The organism is Kitasatospora sp. NPDC018619, assembly GCF_044391605.1.
GTDB lineage: Bacteria > Actinomycetota > Actinomycetes > Streptomycetales > Streptomycetaceae > Kitasatospora.
This window is the reverse complement of the sequence record NZ_JBISAI010000004.1, coordinates 230,631-246,212: the sequence shown is the minus strand read 5'-3', so window position 1 is coordinate 246,212 and position 15,582 is coordinate 230,631. Positions and strand designations below refer to the sequence as shown.

Below are 15,582 nucleotides of genomic sequence, written 5' to 3'. Positions count from 1 at the left end.
GGCGGCCGTCGGCCCCAGCCGGGACCCGGCGGTTCACAGCTCCGACGGCGCCCGCGATGATGGAGGCTGGGAGAACGCCGGGAACGGCGTCCGACCGCCCTCCGAGGAACGGGAGCTGAACACATGGCCGTGAAGCCGACGACCGAAACCGACGTCCTGATCGTCGGCGCCGGACCGACCGGACTGCTGCTGGCGGGCGACCTCGCCGCCGCCGGCGTCGGCGTCACCGTGCTGGAGAAGCGGGCCGCCCAGTCCGACCTCACCCGGGCCTTCGCGGTGCACGCCCGCAGCCTGGAGCTGCTCGACGCCCGGGGCCTGGCCGAGGAGCTGATCGCCACCGGCCGCCCGCTCTCCGAGCTGCGGATGTTCGACCGCTTCGGCGTCGACCTCGCCGCGCTGCCCACCCGCTTCCCGTTCGTCCTCGTCACCCCGCAGTACAACGTCGAACGGCTGCTGCTGGAGCGCGCCGAGAAGGCCGGGGCCACCGTGCTGCGCGGCGCCGAGGTCACCGGGCTGCGCCAGGACGCCGAGGGCGTGACGCTGGAGACCGGGGACGGCACCGCCCACCGCGCCGCGTACGCGGTCGGCACCGACGGCGTCCACTCCACCGTCCGCGACCTGCTCGGCATCCCCTTCCCCGGGGAGTCGGTGGTCGACTCGGTGCTGCTGGCCGACGTCCGGCTGGAGCGCGAGCCCGCCCGGGCGATCACCGTCGGCGCCAACCAGGCCGGCTTCGCCTTCCTCGCCCCGTTCGGCGACGGCTGGTTCCGGATCATCGCCTGGGACCGCGAGGAGCGCCACCCGGACGGCACCGCCCCCTCCGCCGAGCAGCTCACCGCCCTCAGCCGGGCCATCCTCGGCGAGGACTTCGGCGTGCAGGAGGTCCGCTGGAGCTCCACCTTCCACAGCGACGAGCGGCAGGCCCCCAACTACCGATCCGGCCGGGTCTTCCTGGCCGGCGACGCCGCCCACTGCCACTCCCCGGCGGGCGGCCAGGGCATGAACACCGGCCTCCAGGACGCCGCCAACCTCTCCTGGAAGCTCGCCGCGGCGCTCCGGGGCCACGCCACCGGCGCCCTGCTGGACACCTACCAGACCGAGCGGCACCCGGTCGGCAGGACGGTGCTGCGCACCTCCGGCGCGCTGATCCGGCTGGCGCTCGCCGAGTCCGCCCCCACCCGGGCCCTGCGCGGGGCGCTCACCGCGCTGGGGAGCCACCTCGACCCGGTCACCGAGCGCGGGGCCCGGCTGGTCTCCGGCATCGGCATCTCCTACCCCGCGCCCAAGGACGCCCACCCGCAGGTCGGCAAGCGCGTCCCGGACCTCCGGCTGACCGCCCTGAGCCGGCCCGTGGAGGGCGCCCCGGCCGCCCCCGAGCGGCTCTACGAGGCGCTGCGCGCCGGGAAGTTCGTGCTGGTCAGCAATGACGAGCTGGCCGCCGCCGAGCCCTGGGCCGACCGCATGGTCTCCGCCGCCCCGGCCGACCCGCACGGCAAGCTGCGCGACACCGTCCTGCTGATCCGCCCGGACGGCTACGTCGCCTGGGGCGCCGTCGACCCCGGCCAGGGCGAACTGCGCGCCGCGCTCACCGACTGGCTCGGCGCCCCGGCCTGACCGCCCCCGGGCGGGTGCGCGGCCCCGCGCGCCCGCCCGTCGGTCCGTCCGCCCGTCAGCCCCGGGCCTTCACGTAGTGCCGCGCCGCCTTCGCCCGGTTCCCGCACACCGCCATCCGGCACCAGCGCCGCCGCCCGTTCTGCGAGGCGTCGAAGAAGTGCAGGATGCACGCCTCGTGCGCGCACTGCCGGATCCGGTGGGCCCCCTGTCCGAGCAGCGCGAGGAGTCCGTCCGCCACCAGCCAGGGCGCCAGCCACTCCGGCCGGTCGGTCTCGACCCGGTCCTCGGCCCCGCCCTCCGCCGCCGTCCGCCGGATCCGCCCGTGCGCCAGCACCTCGTCCAGCCCGTTCCGCGCCGCGGTGCCCAACCCGCCCCGCTCGCGGGCGTCCCGGGCGGCCAGCAGGACCGCCTCACGGGTGCGCAGGATCGCCGCCAGGCCGGCCTCGTCGGCCGTGCAGCGTGCGCCGAGCCCGGCGGAGGAGAGCCAGATCCCGTACCCCTCGACGCCGGTGAGCAGGTCGTTGACGGGCGTTCCGGACCAGCGCGTGTTGAGCAGGTCCAGCGCGAGCGGCTCGCCGATCAGCGGTCGCGGGTCCCTCGGGTCCGGCTGTGCGTCAGTCATCGCCCTCCCTCGGCTCGGCCCGATTCTACGTCCGCCTCCGCGGCCCCGCAGTGGTCTGGACCGACACCGGACCGACCGTCATTCACTGTATGAAACCGCCGAGTTTCCATCCCTCCACAGTTGACTGTTTTTTAGCAACGAATTGCCCGGCCATGAGCCACTTCGCACACGGGTTCTGTCATGTTCGAGCCAGCGTTCTGGACCCCCCGGAACGCCTGGCCCCTTGCCGGCCCCCACAGCCGGCCGGAGGAGGATCCGTTGCGCCCCCGCTCCCTTGCCCTCGCCGCGGCGATAGCCGTGCTGCCGCTGACCGCCGTCTCGCTCGGTGTCTCCACCGCGCAGGCCGCCACGCCCAACGCCGCCCCGCGCGTCGCCCTGCCGAACACCGTGAACCCGGCGGTGGCCCACTCGGAGAAGAAGGGCGACGTCCCGGCCGAGCAGCAGATCTCGGTGTCCGTCAGCCTGAAGCTGCGCAACACCGACGCGCTGGACCGCTTCCTCACCGCCGTGACCACCCCGGGCACCCCGGAGTACGGCCACTACCTGACGCCGGAGCAGTTCACCGCGCAGTTCGGCCCGACCCAGGCCGCCGTCGACCAGGTCCGGACGTACCTGGCCCAGCAGGGGCTGACCGTCGGCGAGGTGAGCGCCAACCGCCAGGCGGTCGCCGCCCACGGCACCGCCGCGCAGGTCTCCCGGGCCTTCGGCACGCACGAGAGCTCGTACCTCGACCCGCAGCTCCAGCGCGCCTTCTTCGCCAACGACGCCGCCGCCTCGATCCCGTCCGACCTCGCCGCCGTCGTCCAGGGCGTCAGCGGCCTGGACAACCACGCGGTGCGCAGGAACCGCCTGGTCACGCCCGGCGCCGTCACCCCGAACACCGCGAGCGCCTCCCCGAGCGGCATGGCCCCGGCCCAGTACACCGGCGCGTACAACCTCAACAAGACCGGCGCGGACGGCACCGGCACCACGGTCGCGCTGTGGGAGTTCGACGGCTACCAGTCCTCGAACCTGACCACCTACGACGCGCAGTACGGCCTGTCCGGCCCGGCCGTCTCCACCGTCTCGGTGGACGGCGCCAACTACGACTCCGCCCCCGGCCAGGGCCAGGGCGAGGTCGAGCTGGACAGCGAGATCGTCCGCGGCGTGGCGCCGAAGGCCACCCAGCTGGTCTACGAGGCGCCCAACAGCGACCAGGGCGAGATCGACATGGCCAACAAGATCGTGACGGACAACCGGGTCTCGGTGGTCTCGATCTCCTGGGGCTCCTGCGAGCCGGACACCACCGCCGCCTCGATGACCGCGGTCGACAACGCCTTCAAGCAGGCCGCCGCCCAGGGCATCTCGATCTTCTCCGCCTCCGGCGACGACGGCTCCCGCGACTGCACCCGCTCCACCAGCGGCTCGACCGTCAAGGCCGTCGACTTCCCGGCCTCCAGCCCGCACCAGACCGGCGTCGGCGGCACCAACCTCAAGGTCACCAGCGGCAACGCCTACTCCTCGGAGAGCGCCTGGAGCACCGCCGGCGGCGGCGTCTCCACCGTGTTCGCCAAGCCGAGCTGGCAGACCGGCACCGGCGTCAGCGGCACCATGCGCACCGTCCCGGACGTCTCCTCCAACGCCGACCCGGCCAGCGGCTTCGCGATCTACACCGCGGGCGCCTGGCAGGTCTACGGCGGCACCAGCGCGGCCGCGCCGCTCTGGGCCGGCTACGCGGCCCAGTTCAACCAGAAGGCCAAGGCGGCCGGCCAGGCCGCCCTGGGCGAGGCGAACCCGCGGCTGTACCCGGTGGCCACCGGCAGCGGCTACGGCAGCACCTTCCACGACGTGACCACCGGCGCCAACCAGGACTTCTCCGCCAAGACCGGCTACGACCAGGTCACCGGCTGGGGCTCCCCGGTCGCCGACGCGCTGACCACCGCCCTGCTCGGCGGCTCCACCACCCCGCCGTCCGGCGGCTGCACCGCCGCCCAGCTGGTGGCCAACGGCGGCTTCGAGACCGGCACCGCCTCGCCGTGGACCGCCTCCAGCGGCGTGGTCGACAACAGCTCCTCCCAGCCGGCCCACTCGGGCAGCTGGAAGGCCTGGCTGAACGGCTACGGCTCCGCCCACACCGACACCATGGCGCAGACCGTCTCGATCCCGGCCGGCTGCACCTCCGCCAAGCTGACCTTCTGGCTGCACGTCGACACCGCGGAGACCGGCACCACCGCGTACGACAAGCTGACCGTCCAGGCCAACAGCACCACGCTGGCGACCTACTCCAACGTCGACGCCGCCGCGGGCTACGTCCAGCGCACCCTGGACCTGACCTCCTTCGCCGGCCAGACCGTGACCGTCAAGTTCACCGGCACCGAGGACTCCTCGCTGCAGACCAGCTTCGTGATCGACGACGTCGCGCTGAACGTCGGCTGACCACCGGCCTCGGCCACCACCGCACCACCGGACCCCCGCCGGGGCGGAGCCGTCAGGGCCCGCCCCGGCGGTGTCCGTCCCGGGCCCCGACGGGCGGCGCGCCGGGCCCGCCGGGGCGCGGGCCGACGCCCCGTGTTTCCGGACTGTTTCACGATCGACAACCCTTCGGTCCACCCGCCGTGACCACTGTCATACGCACGACTGATGACGTAGCCTCTCGACCGTGCATAGGGTTCCCCAAAGCTCGGTGAAGCAGCTGGCGGCGCGCCCCGGCGCCGATCCGGCCCCACCGAACTCACCTGGTGGGGAGGGTCACCGCATGGCCGCACAGCAACCTCAGGACGCCGCGCGGCTGCGGCTGGTCGGGTCGCACACGGAGCGCCCCGGGCCGCCTCCCGCCGTCCCCGCACCAGCCCCGGGCCGGCTCGCCCCGGTCGGCGGCTTCGCCGACACCCTGCACCTGGCCATCGAGGCCAGCGGCCTCAGCCTGGACCGCATCCGCGCCGCGCTCGCCGGACGCGGCGTCAGGGTCAGCGTCACCACCCTGAGCTACTGGCGGCGCGGCCGCAGCCAGCCCGAGCGGGCCAGCTCGCTGCGCGCCGTCCACCTGCTGGAGGAACTGCTCGGCCTGCCGCACAGCGCGCTGTCCTCGCTGCTCGGCCCGCCGCGCCCGCGCGGCCGCTGGGCCGCCGCCGCCAACACCTGCCACCTCGGGCTGGAGGACGTCTGGCCGGGCGAGCAGGAGATCGCCAACATCTTCGCCGAGCTGGACGCCCCGCCGGCCGGCGAGCTGGAGCGGCTGAGCATCCACGACTCCTACTACGTGGACGCCGAGCGGCGCGGCAACCTGCTGCGGATGCGCCAGGTGGTGCGCGCCACCGTCGGCGGCGTCGGCCGCTGCCTGGTGGTGCACATGGCCGACGAGGAGGCGGCCGGCTGCCCGGAGATCACCTCGGTGCGGCACGGCCGGCTGGGCCGGGTGCGCCGCCGCCCGGAGGCCGGGCTGACCGTCGCCGAGCTGATGCTGGACCGCCCGCTCGGGCTCGGCGACAGCACGGTCTTCGAGTACGAGGTGGAGATCCCGCCCGGCGGCCCGACCATGGAGTACAGCCGCCGCTTCGCCACCCCGGTGCGCGAGTACGTGCTCCAGGTGCACTTCGACCCGGCGGCCGTCCCGGCGCACTGCGAGCGCTACGACCGCGAGCCGGGGGCCGACGTCGACCACCGCCGCGAGCAGCTCTGGATCGGCGCCTCGGCCAGCGCCCACGTCCTGGCCCCGGACCAGCAGCCCGGCCACATCGGCATCCGCTGGGAGTGGGCGTAGGCCCCCTCCGCCCCGAAAGCCCCGTCCGCTCCGTACACCCCGAAGGCCCCGCCCGACCCGAACCGGTCCGGCGGGGCCTTCGCGCTGCCACCGGAAGTCCTGACCCCTTGGGCTCCTCGTACTGGTTGACGCTGCATCATCTAACTCCTACTCTCGTGAGTACCGGTTAGGAAGTAGCTCCGCCGGACACCGAAGCCCCGGGAGTGACCAGGCATGTCCAGCACCACCCAGCTCCGCACCCTGCAGACCGGCCACGTGGGCCTGAACGTCACCGACCTGGCCCGCTCGATCGACTTCTACCGCGCCGTGTTCGGACTCGACGTCACCGCCGAGGGCACCGACCCGGAGCGCCGCTACGCCCTGCTCGGCCGCGACGGCCGCCTGGTGGTGACGCTCTGGGAGCAGAGCACCGGCAGCTTCGCCACCACCGGGCCCGGGCTGCACCACCTCTCCTTCGAGGTCGAGAGCCTCGACGAGGTCCGCGCCACCGAGCAGCTGCTGCGCGGACTCGGCGCCGGCTTCGCCTACGACGGCGTCGTCCCGCACAGCGAGGGCTCGGCCTCCGGCGGCATCTTCTTCACCGACCCGGACGGCATCCGGCTGGAGGTCTACACCCGCACCGGCGTCGACGGGACGGGCGCCGCCGCCCCCACCGCCGCCGCCCCGACCTGCGGCTTCTTCTAGGCCGCGCCGTGGAGGAGCCGACGGTGCCCGCCACCGGCACCCCCTACCACTCCGGCGAGCGGGCCGCCCAGGCCAGGGCCGGCCGCACCGAGCGGGCCGACCACGCCGGCCGGGCGATCCGCAGCACCGTCCCGGAGGTCGCCGCCCGCTTCCTGGCCGAGCGCCGGATGCTGGTCGTCGGCGCCGCCGACCGGGACGGCCGGGTCTGGGCCACCCAGCTGGCCGGCCCGGCCGGCTTCCTCTCGGCCCCGGACGAACGCACCATGGCCGTCGCCGCCCTCCCGGCCGCCGCCGACCCACTGGCCGGGGCGCTGGCCCGCCCGGCCCGGGTCGGCACCATCGCGCTGGACCCGGCCGGCCGGCGCCGGATGCGGCTCAACGGCCGCTCCGTCCCGGACGGCCGGGGCGGGCTGCTGGTGCACGCCGAGCAGGTGGTCGCCAACTGCCCCCGGTACATCCGGCGCCGCACCCCGACGGACCGCCCCGCCGCCGGCCCGCCCCGTGCGGTCGCCGCCGGCCGGGCGCTGACCACCGCCCAGCGCCTCACGGCCGCCACCGCGGACACCTTCTTCATCGCCAGCACCGGCCCGGACGGCAGCGTGGACGCCTCCCACCGCGGCGGCCCGCCCGGCTTCCTGGAAGCGGTGGCGCCGGACCGGCTGCGCTGGCCGGAGTACCCGGGCAACAGCATGTTCCTGACGCTCGGGAACCTGGAGCTGGACCCGCGGGCCGGCCTGCTGCTGCCGGACTGGGAGACCGGTGGGGCGCTGCTCGTCACCGGTGAGGCCCGTATCGACTGGACCGAGGAGGCCCGGCGGGGCGTCCCGGACGCCGAGCGGATGGTCGAACTGGTTGTCACCGGCGTGCTGGAGCTGGCCGACGCCACCCCGCTGACCTGGACCGGCCAGGAGTCCGCTTGCACGGACCCGTACTGACCCCGCCTCACCTCAAACGACGCGCGTCTCACCCGTTCGGCCTAACCCACCGTGACGCATCCCGTCCCTTTTGGGACTTTGGTCCGGATAACACGCGGATCAGGCCAGGGAAGGCCACTCCTGCCCCGTCGTCAGACGGGTGCCGGAAGACCGCAGGAAAGAGGCGGAGCATGACCCTGACCGACCCCCTGTCCCCGCTCATGGAGTTCGACGAGGTCGAGCCGGCGGAGGACTGCATATGCGGGGGCTGCAACTCCCGCCGCCGTGCGCGACTGCACGCCGCGCCGGTCCACGAGGGGGGACACGCCGCCGCCCGCAGCGTCCGCCGCCGGGCCGCCGTGCTGGTGGCCGCCGTGGGCACCGCGATCGGTGGCGGGGCGGCCGCCGCCGGCTCCGCCTCCGCGGCCCCCGCGCCCGGCCCCACCCCGGGCGGCAGCAGCACCGGGGCGCAGTCGCCGACCCCGCAGGGCGAGGTCAGCGGCCTCTACGGACAGGCGCCGGGGGCCCGTGCCTTCGCCGCCCCGCGCCTCGCCACGGCGCCGCCCACCCGGGCCCAGATCATCCAGCGCGCCCAGAGCTGGGTCGACCAGGGCGTGCCGTACAGCATGAGCCGCTACTGGTCGGACGGCTACCGGCAGGACTGCTCCGGCTTCGTCTCGATGGCCTGGGGCCTGGGCAGCAGCCAGACCACCTGGACGCTGCCCGACTTCGCCGAGCGGATCACCAAGAGCGACCTCCAGCCCGGCGACATCCTCATCTACAACAACCCGGCCAGCCCGCAGTCCGGCTCGCACGTGACGATCTTCGGCGGCTGGGCCGACTCCTCCCGCACCAAGTACGTCGCCTACGAGCAGACCGGGCCCTCCGCCAAGAAGCGCTCCACCCCGTACGCGTACTGGAACAACTCCGGCTCCTACGTCCCGTACCGCTACACCGGCCTGTCCTCCGGCAGCAACGACGGCGGCGGCAGCAGCTCCTCGACGGCCTTCCCCGGCGCCGACAAGTTCGGCCCCGGCGCCAACAACGCGTACGTCACCAGGCTCGGCCAGATGCTGGTGCAGCGCGGCGGCTCCGCGTACTACTCCGAGGGCCCGGGCCCGCGCTGGACGGAGAGCGACCGCAAGGCCACCCAGGCCTTCCAGCAGGCCCAGGGCTGGCGCGGCAGCGAGGCCGACGGCATCCCCGGCAAGGCCACCTGGGACTACCTGGTCAACAACAGGGGCCGCAGCATCGGCGGGGGCGGCGCCCCGCTGCCGCCTCCGCCGCCGCCCGCCACCGCGGGCTTCCCCGGCGCCGGGTACTTCGGCCCTGGGCAGAACAACGACCACGTCCGCAGGCTCGGCGAGCAGCTGGTGCGCAAGGGCTTCGGCCGCTTCTACGGCGTCGGTCCCGGCCCGCGCTGGACGGAGAGCGACCGCAGGGCCGTCCAGGCCTTCCAGCAGGCCCAGGGCTGGCGCGGCAGCGAGGCCGACGGCTACCCGGGCCCCGACACCTGGCGCCGGCTGTTCTCCTGACGCCCCGGCCCGACGTCCGCGCCTGACGTCCCCGCCCGACACCCGCCGAGGCGCGGCACCCGCCCGGGTACCGCGCCTCAGCGCCGGCCCGACATCCAGTGGAACAGCCCCATCGCGACGCTGGTCGCCAGGTTGAAGCTGGAGACCCCGGGCCGCATCGGCACCGCCACCAACCGGTCGGCGCGCGCCCTGAGCTCCGCCGACACCCCGTGCCGCTCCGTCCCGAAGGCGAGCAGCGCGTCGTCCGGGAAGGGCACGTCCCGGATGTCCGCGCCCTCCGGGTCCAGCACGTACAGCGGCCCCTCCGGCAGCCGGTCCGGGGCCAGCCGCTCGACGGCCGTGGCGAAGTGCAGCCCGGCGCTCCCGCGCAGCACGTTCGGGTGCCACGGGTCCAGGTCCCCGGTGGTCACCACCCCGGTGGCGCCGAACCCCGCCGCCAGCCGGACCACCGCCCCGACGTTCCCCAGGTTGCGCGGATTCTCCAGCACCACCACCGGCGCCCGCCGCGGCCGCCGCCCCAGCACCGCCCGGTTCGCCCCTGCTCCGGGCCGCACCGCCAGCGCGGCCACCCCGGTCGGGTGCACCCGCGGCACCAGCCCGCGCAGCACCGCCTCCGGCACCTCCACCACGAGCCCCTCCAGCGCCGGCACCACGTCCGGCGCCAGCTCCTGCGCCAGGGCCAGCACCGCCGCCCGGTCGGTGGTCCGCACGGCCCGCACCTCGCCCCCGAACCGCAACGCGTGCTTCACCGCGTGGAACCCGTCCAGCAGCACCGCGCCCGGCTCCCGCCCGGCCGCCCGCCACTCCCGCACCAGCTCGTCCTCGTCCATGGCCGCCACTCTGCCACCCGCTGCGGCCCGGCTCCCCCGGCCGCTCCCCGCCGGGGGAGCACCGCCCGCCTCAGCGCGGGGGCAGGAAGGGGGCCGGCGGCGGGCCGGGGTGCAGCGGGGCCGGCGGCCCGCCGGCCTCCCGGGGGCCGCCCTCCCCGGAGGACCCCCGCAGGGCCCGCTCCAGGTCCCGCAGCGCCTGCCCCACCAGCCGCGTCCCCGACCGCACCACGTCCCGCTGCACCCCCGCCGGCGCCGCCGCCAGCTCCTCCTCCAACCGCGTCTGCGCCGCCCGCACCGCCTCGAACTCCACCGGCTGCCCGGTCAGCAGCGCGGCCGCCGCGAGCGCCGTGGCCAGCCGCAGCTCCTCCGCGTACTCCGCCGTCCCCGGCACCGGCTCGGCGTCCGCCCCCGGCAGGTGGGCCTCCAGCAGCACGGCCGCCCGCCCGAGCGCCCCGACCGCCGCCCGGGCCCGGTCGATCTGGCGCCGGCTCACCCCGGCCAACCCGGACGCGTGCCGCCCCGGCTCGGCGTCGGCCCGCTGCATCGCCTGGAGCAGCTCGGAGCGCGCCTCCCGCGAGTCCAGCAGCGCGCTGCGCACCACCCGCCCGCGCGGCTCCGCCGGCTCCTCGTAGCAGGCCACCACCGCCGCCGCGTACCGCCCGGCCGCCGCCAGCCACTCGGCGAGCCGCTCGCCGAGCCTGGCCGTCTGCCAGGTCGGGAACAGCGCGTACGTGACGAGCGCGATCGACCCGCCGAGCAGCGTGAGCCCCACCCGCTCGACGGCCGTCACCAGCGGATCGCCCTCCTGGAGCCCGAGCAGGAACACCACGTAGGTGGAGATCCCGACCGTGGTGAGCGCGTACCCCGTCCGGAACGCCAGGTACGACCCGCCGATGCAGACCACCGCCAGCGCGGCCAGCACCCACTGCCCGGGGTGGGCGAGCTGCACCACCAGCGTCGAGACGGCGACCCCGACCACCGTCCCGGCCAGCCGGGCGACGCCCCGGCTGTAGGTTTGCGCGAAGTCCGGCCGCATCACCATCGCGGCGGTCATCGGCGCCCAGTACCCGTGGTGGAACCCGGCGAGCCGGGCCAGCAGGTAGGCGACGGTGACCACCCCGGCGAGCCGGACGGCGTGCTGGAAGATCGCCGAGCGCGGCTGGAGCTGGCGCCGGACGGCCCGCGCCGCGACCGGCAGCATCCGGGCGATGGTGGGCTTGTGCAGCGCCCCGCCGGCCCCGACCACCGGCGTGGTGATGGTGTCCTCGTCGTTGCGGTCCAGGGTGTCCGCGGCCTTGCGCAGCAGTCCGCCGAGCCGCCGGGCCGAGCGCCGGGCGGCGCCCTGCAGCCGCGGGCCGTCGTCCGAGCCGACCAGGGTGAGCGAGGGCGCGGAGCGCGGCAGCCGGACCGGGTCACCGGTGCGGACCGCCCGGGCCAGGGCGTCCATGACCTCGGCGGAGGCCGCCAGCACCTCCCGGGCGCGGTCCCGCCCAGGCCCCTCCTCGGGGGCGCCCACCCGGGGGTCGGCGAGGGCCGCGAGGGTGGGCCGGATGCGCTCGGCGACGCCGCGCAGGCCGCGCAGCTCGGGCGGCCGGTGGCGGTCCTGCCAGGGCGTGAGGGCGGCCGCGTGGCGGGCCGTCATGAACGGCTCCGGGTCCAGGTGCGCGGTCGGGTCCTGCCGCAACCGCCGAGCGTAGTCGGCGAGTTCGGCGTAGGTGTCGGCGAGTGCCTCGCGCTGGGCGGTCCAGCTGCCGATCGGCCAGACGGTGATGACGACGGCCTGGACGACCCCGCCGAGGGCGGCGACCAGCCCGTGGCCGAGCGCGGCGACGGTGCTGACCGGGAGCTGGACCACGATCAGCATCACCGAGACGGTGTTGGTGGCGACCACCCCGGCGGTGGGCCCGATCGCCCAGGCCAGCCCGGCACCGAAGGCCCACACCGCGAGCAGCACCGGGAACAGCCCGGGGACGCCGGCGGCGAGGTAGCCGAGGAAGGTGCTGATGCCGAGTCCGGCCCCGGCCGCGACGGCCAGGCTCGCCCGGGGGCGGAAGCTGCGCTGGAAGGTGGCCGCGCCGGCGATGAACGCGCCCATCGCGGCCGAGGTGCCGAGCGCGACCCCGCCGAGCGCCAGGGTCGGGAAGAGCACCAGCGCCACCGCGACCGCCCCGCGCAGCGCCCGCTTGGGGTCGGTCAGCGCCCGGTCCAGGGTGAGCCCGGTCCGCGCGGTGTCACGAAGGGCGGCGAACCAGGACATAGCGACATCCTAGACAGGAGTCCTCCGTCGGGCCCGGCTCAGCCGCGCCGCCGCCCACAGCAGTGCCCCGGTCGGCAGGAAGACGGCGTCCGCCGCGATCATCGCGAGCGAGAACACCGGCAGCCCGAGCACCACCGCGATCCCCGCGTGCTCCAGCACCATCACGCCCAGCAGGACGTTCTTGACCCGCCGGTTGAGCAGCGCGAACGGGAACGCCACCTGGAGGACCACGGTGCCGTACGAGACCAGGAAGACCGGCAGCAGCGCCGAGCCGACCAGTGCGGACAGCCCCGGCCAGGGGGTGAAGTAGTCCAGGTGCAGCGGGTAGTACAGCGCGGTGCCGTCCTGCCAGCGCGAGCCCTGCACCTTGTACCAGCCGGCCGTGGCGTAGATCAGCACCACCTCGACGGCGATCACCAGCATCGCGCAGTTGTGCACCATGTTCGCCAGCGCGTCGAGCACCGCCCGCGGCTCGCCGTCCGGCCGCAGCCGGCCGAGCACCCACCAGAGCCCGGCCACCGCCCACAGCCCCCAGAACAGCGGCGACCAGCCGGCGTACGGGAAGGCCCGGTCGGTCCAGGTCAGGCTGTCGCCCGCGAAGCCGCCCCACTGGCAGGCCGCCAGGACGCCCCCGAGCACCGCCCAGAGCACCACCCCCGCCCGCCCGCTCCGGGGCCGCCGGGCGTCCAGCGACCACACCTCGGCGCAGCGGGTGAAGACCAGGTAGACCGCCATCAGGTGGACGACGTTGTCACCGCCGTCGCCCAGGAAGACGTCGCGGTTCTGCAGGGACAGCACGGTGACCAGGAACAGCACCGTGCTCGCCCTGGTCCGCCAGCCCAGCAGCACGGCCAGGGCGGCCAGCACCGCCAGGTGGTACACCAGCTCGGACCAGAGCCGGCCGCCGAACCAGGGCAGCACGGTGAACGCCCCGTTGTCGGCCAGCAGCCGCTCGGCCAGGTCCGCCGACCAGGGGGAGCGGTCGCCGTACAGCACCCGGCGGTGGGGCCACTCGCGCAGCAGGTGGGCCAGCCAGACCAGCCCGAAGCCGATCCGCACCGCCGCGGCCTGGTGGCGGCCGAGCGCCCGCCCGGTGAAGGCCTCCACCGCCCGCCCGAGCGGCGCCCGCGGCCCGCGCCCGGCCCGGGCCCCACCGGCCCCGGCCTGCCCCGGCGGCGCCGCCGCCGCCCCGGGCGGCTCGACCCGCGCCGTCGCCTCGCTCATCCGAGCAGCCCCCGGTAGTCCTCGTCCGCGACCGGCCACCACGGCAGCTCCCGCACCCGGGGCGCCGGCGGCGCGGGCTCCCCGGCCCAGGACGGCGGCGCGACGGTGGCCGCGGTCGAGCGGAACTGGATCTCCAGCACCCGCTCGCCGTCCGCCTCCCGGCCGATCCGCTGCAGGGCGATCCGCTTGAGGTACTGCTCGGCGAGCCGGCCGCGCGGCGAGGCCGGGGCCTCGTCCTGCGGGTCGTGCGAGCCGTCGTAGAAGTCCCAGGCCCGGCGCAGCAGGTTCTGCTCGACGTGGCTGGGCGCCGGGTTGCCCCGTATCGCGGCGATGTCCTGGGCGGTCAGGCCGATCCAGTCGTGGGTGCGGGTGGCCCCGCCGGGCGCGACGGTGCGGACCCGTACGTCCACGGTCACGTTCTGCTGGAGCGGGTCGGGCGCGAACAGCTTCCAGTTCTGCTCGAACTCCGGGTACACCACGCCGTCGAGCTCGTCCCGGTACTGCCGGGACACCGGGTTGGCGGGCGCCACGTGCAGGAACACCGCGGCGAGGAACAGCCCGGTGCCGCCGGCCAGCACCACCCCGGCGAAACCGAGGACCAGCTGCGCCGGCCGGGACCACGCCCGCCCGGCGGCCGGTCGGTCCGTCGTCTCGGTCATGGCCTCCCCGCCCGGTCGGCGGGCGCCACCGGCCCGGTGCCGGCGCGCTCGCGCGCGCCCATCCTGCCCCACGGGGGTGCCCCCGGCGGCCCGTCAGAGGACGAAGGCCTCCTGGCCGGTGCTGCTCACCATCGGACGGCCCGCGTCCTGCCAGGCGTACATCCCGCCGTCCACGTTCACCGCGTCCCGCCCCTGCTGCACCAGGTACTGGACGACCTGCGCGGAGCGGCCGCCGACCCGGCAGAGCACGTACAGCTTCCCGTCCGGCAGCTCGCCGAGCCGGGCGATCACCTCACCGATCGGGATGTGCAGCGCGCCGTCCACGTGGCCGGCGTCCCACTCGTCCTGCTCGCGCACGTCCAGCAGGACGGCGTCGGCGGGCACGGCGGCGGCGTCGGCGGAGGGGATCTGCGGGAACATCGTGTGGCTCTCCTGGGATTCGCTGGGGTGCGTGCCATTGTCGCCCACCGGCGCCGCGGCGGGGGCACCGCGGGCCGGTCCGTCCGCCGGGGCCGGGCCGCCGAGCAGCCGCTCCAGCTCGGCCTGCCGCTGCGCGGCCTTGGCCAGCAGCTCCTCGGCGAGCTGCTCCAGCAGCCGGTCCGGGTCCTGCGGGGCGAGGGCGAGCAGCTGGCCCATCGGGGTCTGCTCCAGCCGGACCTGCTCCGCGGCGGTCTCGGCGATCTTCGCGGTCAACCAGTCCAGCCGGCGGCGCAGCCAGTCCGAGCGGTCCGGGGCGTCGACGGCGGGCGCGGCCTCCGGAGCGGTGGACCACTCGGCGGCCAGCGCCTCCAGTGCGGCCGCGTCCCCGTAGGCGTAGGCCTCGTTGACCCGGGCCAGGAAGGCGGCCCGGCGCCGCTGCTCGGCCGGCTCGGTGGTCAGGTCGGGGTGGGCGCGGCGGACCAGCTCGCGGTAGATCCGCTGGGCCTCCCGGCCGGGCCGCACCCGCTGCGGCGCGGCGGGCGGCGGGGCCGGCTCGCCATCCTGGCCGGACTGCTCCCGCACCGAGTCGAACAGCGCGTCCAGGTCGGGCAGTTCCTCGACCTGCCGGCGCGCCTCGGCGGCCCGGCGCAGGTCCTCCGGCCGGCCGGTGCGGGCCGCCACGGCCTCGGCGACCAGCGCGTCCAGCTCGTCCAGCCGGGTGTAGAGCGGGCCGAGCAGCTGGTGGTGGATCAGCGCGAAGTTGTCGATCTCCACGCGCAGCGTCTGCACGTCGACGTCCATGCTGAGCCAGGCCAGCTCGGCGGCGGCGACCCGCTCCTCCAGTGCCTGCTGCTCCGGGTCCGTCCAGCGGGCGGGGCTCTGCGCGCTCACTTCTCGCCTCTGTCTCGTCCGGCCTGCTGCGTCCTGCGGTCCACCCGTACGGGCGGTCCGGCCTGCCACCCTACCGCCGTGCGGCGGGGCCCCGTCCGGGTGAACCGGGGGTACCGACCGGCGTGCGGAGCACGACACGCAACCGATCCTGAGGAATCTCCCCGTTTCGGTGTCGAGCCCGGCCCGGTCCGTG

Annotated in this window: 12 protein-coding genes; 6 read left to right on the top strand and 6 right to left on the bottom strand. The window is 75.7% G+C overall.

What is annotated here, in order from left to right; genetic code table 11:
- The first annotated feature begins 123 nt into the window (after positions 1–123).
- On the top strand, positions 124–1,614 hold the full coding sequence (locus tag ACH5AR_RS08295) for an FAD-dependent monooxygenase (protein WP_396300554.1): 1,491 nt from the start codon (positions 124–126) through the stop codon (positions 1,612–1,614).
- Between the two features lie 55 nt (positions 1,615–1,669).
- Here ACH5AR_RS08295 and ACH5AR_RS08290 read toward each other — a convergent pair whose 3' ends face one another.
- Complete coding sequence (locus tag ACH5AR_RS08290) at positions 1,670–2,236, bottom strand: CGNR zinc finger domain-containing protein (protein ID WP_396300553.1); 567 nt, start codon at positions 2,234–2,236, stop codon at positions 1,670–1,672.
- 258 nt (positions 2,237–2,494) lie between these two features.
- Here ACH5AR_RS08290 and ACH5AR_RS08285 point away from each other — a divergent pair, with 258 nt between their 5' ends.
- The 5 genes from ACH5AR_RS08285 (at position 2,495) to ACH5AR_RS08265 (ending at position 9,108) form a co-directional block, all read left to right on the top strand.
- Positions 2,495–4,651 carry a protease pro-enzyme activation domain-containing protein gene (locus ACH5AR_RS08285; protein ID WP_396300552.1) on the top strand — a complete coding sequence of 719 codons (2,157 nt, stop codon included), beginning with the start codon at positions 2,495–2,497 and terminating at the stop codon, positions 4,649–4,651.
- Between the two features lie 319 nt (positions 4,652–4,970).
- Entirely contained in the window at positions 4,971–5,975 is a 1,005-nt protein-coding gene (locus ACH5AR_RS08280) for an XRE family transcriptional regulator (RefSeq protein ID WP_396300551.1), read from the top strand.
- A gap of 213 nt (positions 5,976–6,188) precedes the next feature.
- Complete coding sequence (locus tag ACH5AR_RS08275) at positions 6,189–6,659, top strand: VOC family protein (protein WP_396300550.1); 471 nt, start codon at positions 6,189–6,191, stop codon at positions 6,657–6,659.
- Between the two features lie 23 nt (positions 6,660–6,682).
- Entirely contained in the window at positions 6,683–7,594 is a 912-nt protein-coding gene (locus tag ACH5AR_RS08270; RefSeq protein ID WP_396300549.1) for a pyridoxamine 5'-phosphate oxidase family protein, read from the top strand.
- Positions 7,595–7,764: 170 nt separating this feature from the next.
- On the top strand, positions 7,765–9,108 hold the full coding sequence (locus tag ACH5AR_RS08265) for a peptidoglycan-binding protein (RefSeq protein WP_396300548.1): 1,344 nt from the start codon (positions 7,765–7,767) through the stop codon (positions 9,106–9,108).
- Between the two features lie 77 nt (positions 9,109–9,185).
- Here the strand turns inward: ACH5AR_RS08265 and ACH5AR_RS08260 are convergent, their stop codons facing one another.
- The 5 genes from ACH5AR_RS08260 to ACH5AR_RS08240 form a co-directional block, all read right to left on the bottom strand.
- Positions 9,186–9,938: a TrmH family RNA methyltransferase gene (locus ACH5AR_RS08260; RefSeq protein WP_396300547.1), complete on the bottom strand. Its 753-nt coding sequence runs from the start codon at positions 9,936–9,938 to the stop codon at positions 9,186–9,188.
- A gap of 70 nt (positions 9,939–10,008) precedes the next feature.
- Positions 10,009–12,195 carry an FUSC family protein gene (locus ACH5AR_RS08255; protein WP_396300546.1) on the bottom strand — a complete coding sequence of 729 codons (2,187 nt, stop codon included), beginning with the start codon at positions 12,193–12,195 and terminating at the stop codon, positions 10,009–10,011.
- Between the two features lie 9 nt (positions 12,196–12,204).
- Entirely contained in the window at positions 12,205–13,419 is a 1,215-nt protein-coding gene (locus ACH5AR_RS08250) for an HTTM domain-containing protein (protein ID WP_396300545.1), read from the bottom strand.
- The gene (locus tag ACH5AR_RS08245; protein ID WP_396300544.1) at positions 13,416–14,078 is read right to left on the bottom strand and encodes a DUF5819 family protein; all 663 of its coding nucleotides are present in this window, start codon (positions 14,076–14,078) and stop codon (positions 13,416–13,418) included. The genes ACH5AR_RS08250 and ACH5AR_RS08245 overlap by 4 nt, the downstream gene beginning before the upstream one ends.
- A 93-nt stretch (positions 14,079–14,171) precedes the next feature.
- Positions 14,172–15,389 carry a rhodanese-like domain-containing protein gene (locus tag ACH5AR_RS08240; protein WP_396300543.1) on the bottom strand — a complete coding sequence of 406 codons (1,218 nt, stop codon included), beginning with the start codon at positions 15,387–15,389 and terminating at the stop codon, positions 14,172–14,174.
- Positions 15,390–15,582 lie beyond the last annotated feature (193 nt).

Coding starts and splice junctions, on each gene's coding strand:
- ACH5AR_RS08295 (WP_396300554.1), top strand. CDS start 124: ATGGCCGTGAAGCCGACGACCGAAACCGACGTCCTGATCGTCGGCGCC.
- ACH5AR_RS08290 (WP_396300553.1), bottom strand. CDS start 2,236: ATGACTGACGCACAGCCGGACCCGAGGGACCCGCGACCGCTGATCGGC.
- ACH5AR_RS08280 (WP_396300551.1), top strand. CDS start 4,971: ATGGCCGCACAGCAACCTCAGGACGCCGCGCGGCTGCGGCTGGTCGGG.
- ACH5AR_RS08275 (WP_396300550.1), top strand. CDS start 6,189: ATGTCCAGCACCACCCAGCTCCGCACCCTGCAGACCGGCCACGTGGGC.
- ACH5AR_RS08265 (WP_396300548.1), top strand. CDS start 7,765: ATGACCCTGACCGACCCCCTGTCCCCGCTCATGGAGTTCGACGAGGTC.
- ACH5AR_RS08260 (WP_396300547.1), bottom strand. CDS start 9,938: ATGGACGAGGACGAGCTGGTGCGGGAGTGGCGGGCGGCCGGGCGGGAG.
- ACH5AR_RS08255 (WP_396300546.1), bottom strand. CDS start 12,195: ATGTCCTGGTTCGCCGCCCTTCGTGACACCGCGCGGACCGGGCTCACC.
- ACH5AR_RS08250 (WP_396300545.1), bottom strand. CDS start 13,419: ATGAGCGAGGCGACGGCGCGGGTCGAGCCGCCCGGGGCGGCGGCGGCG.
- ACH5AR_RS08245 (WP_396300544.1), bottom strand. CDS start 14,078: ATGACCGAGACGACGGACCGACCGGCCGCCGGGCGGGCGTGGTCCCGG.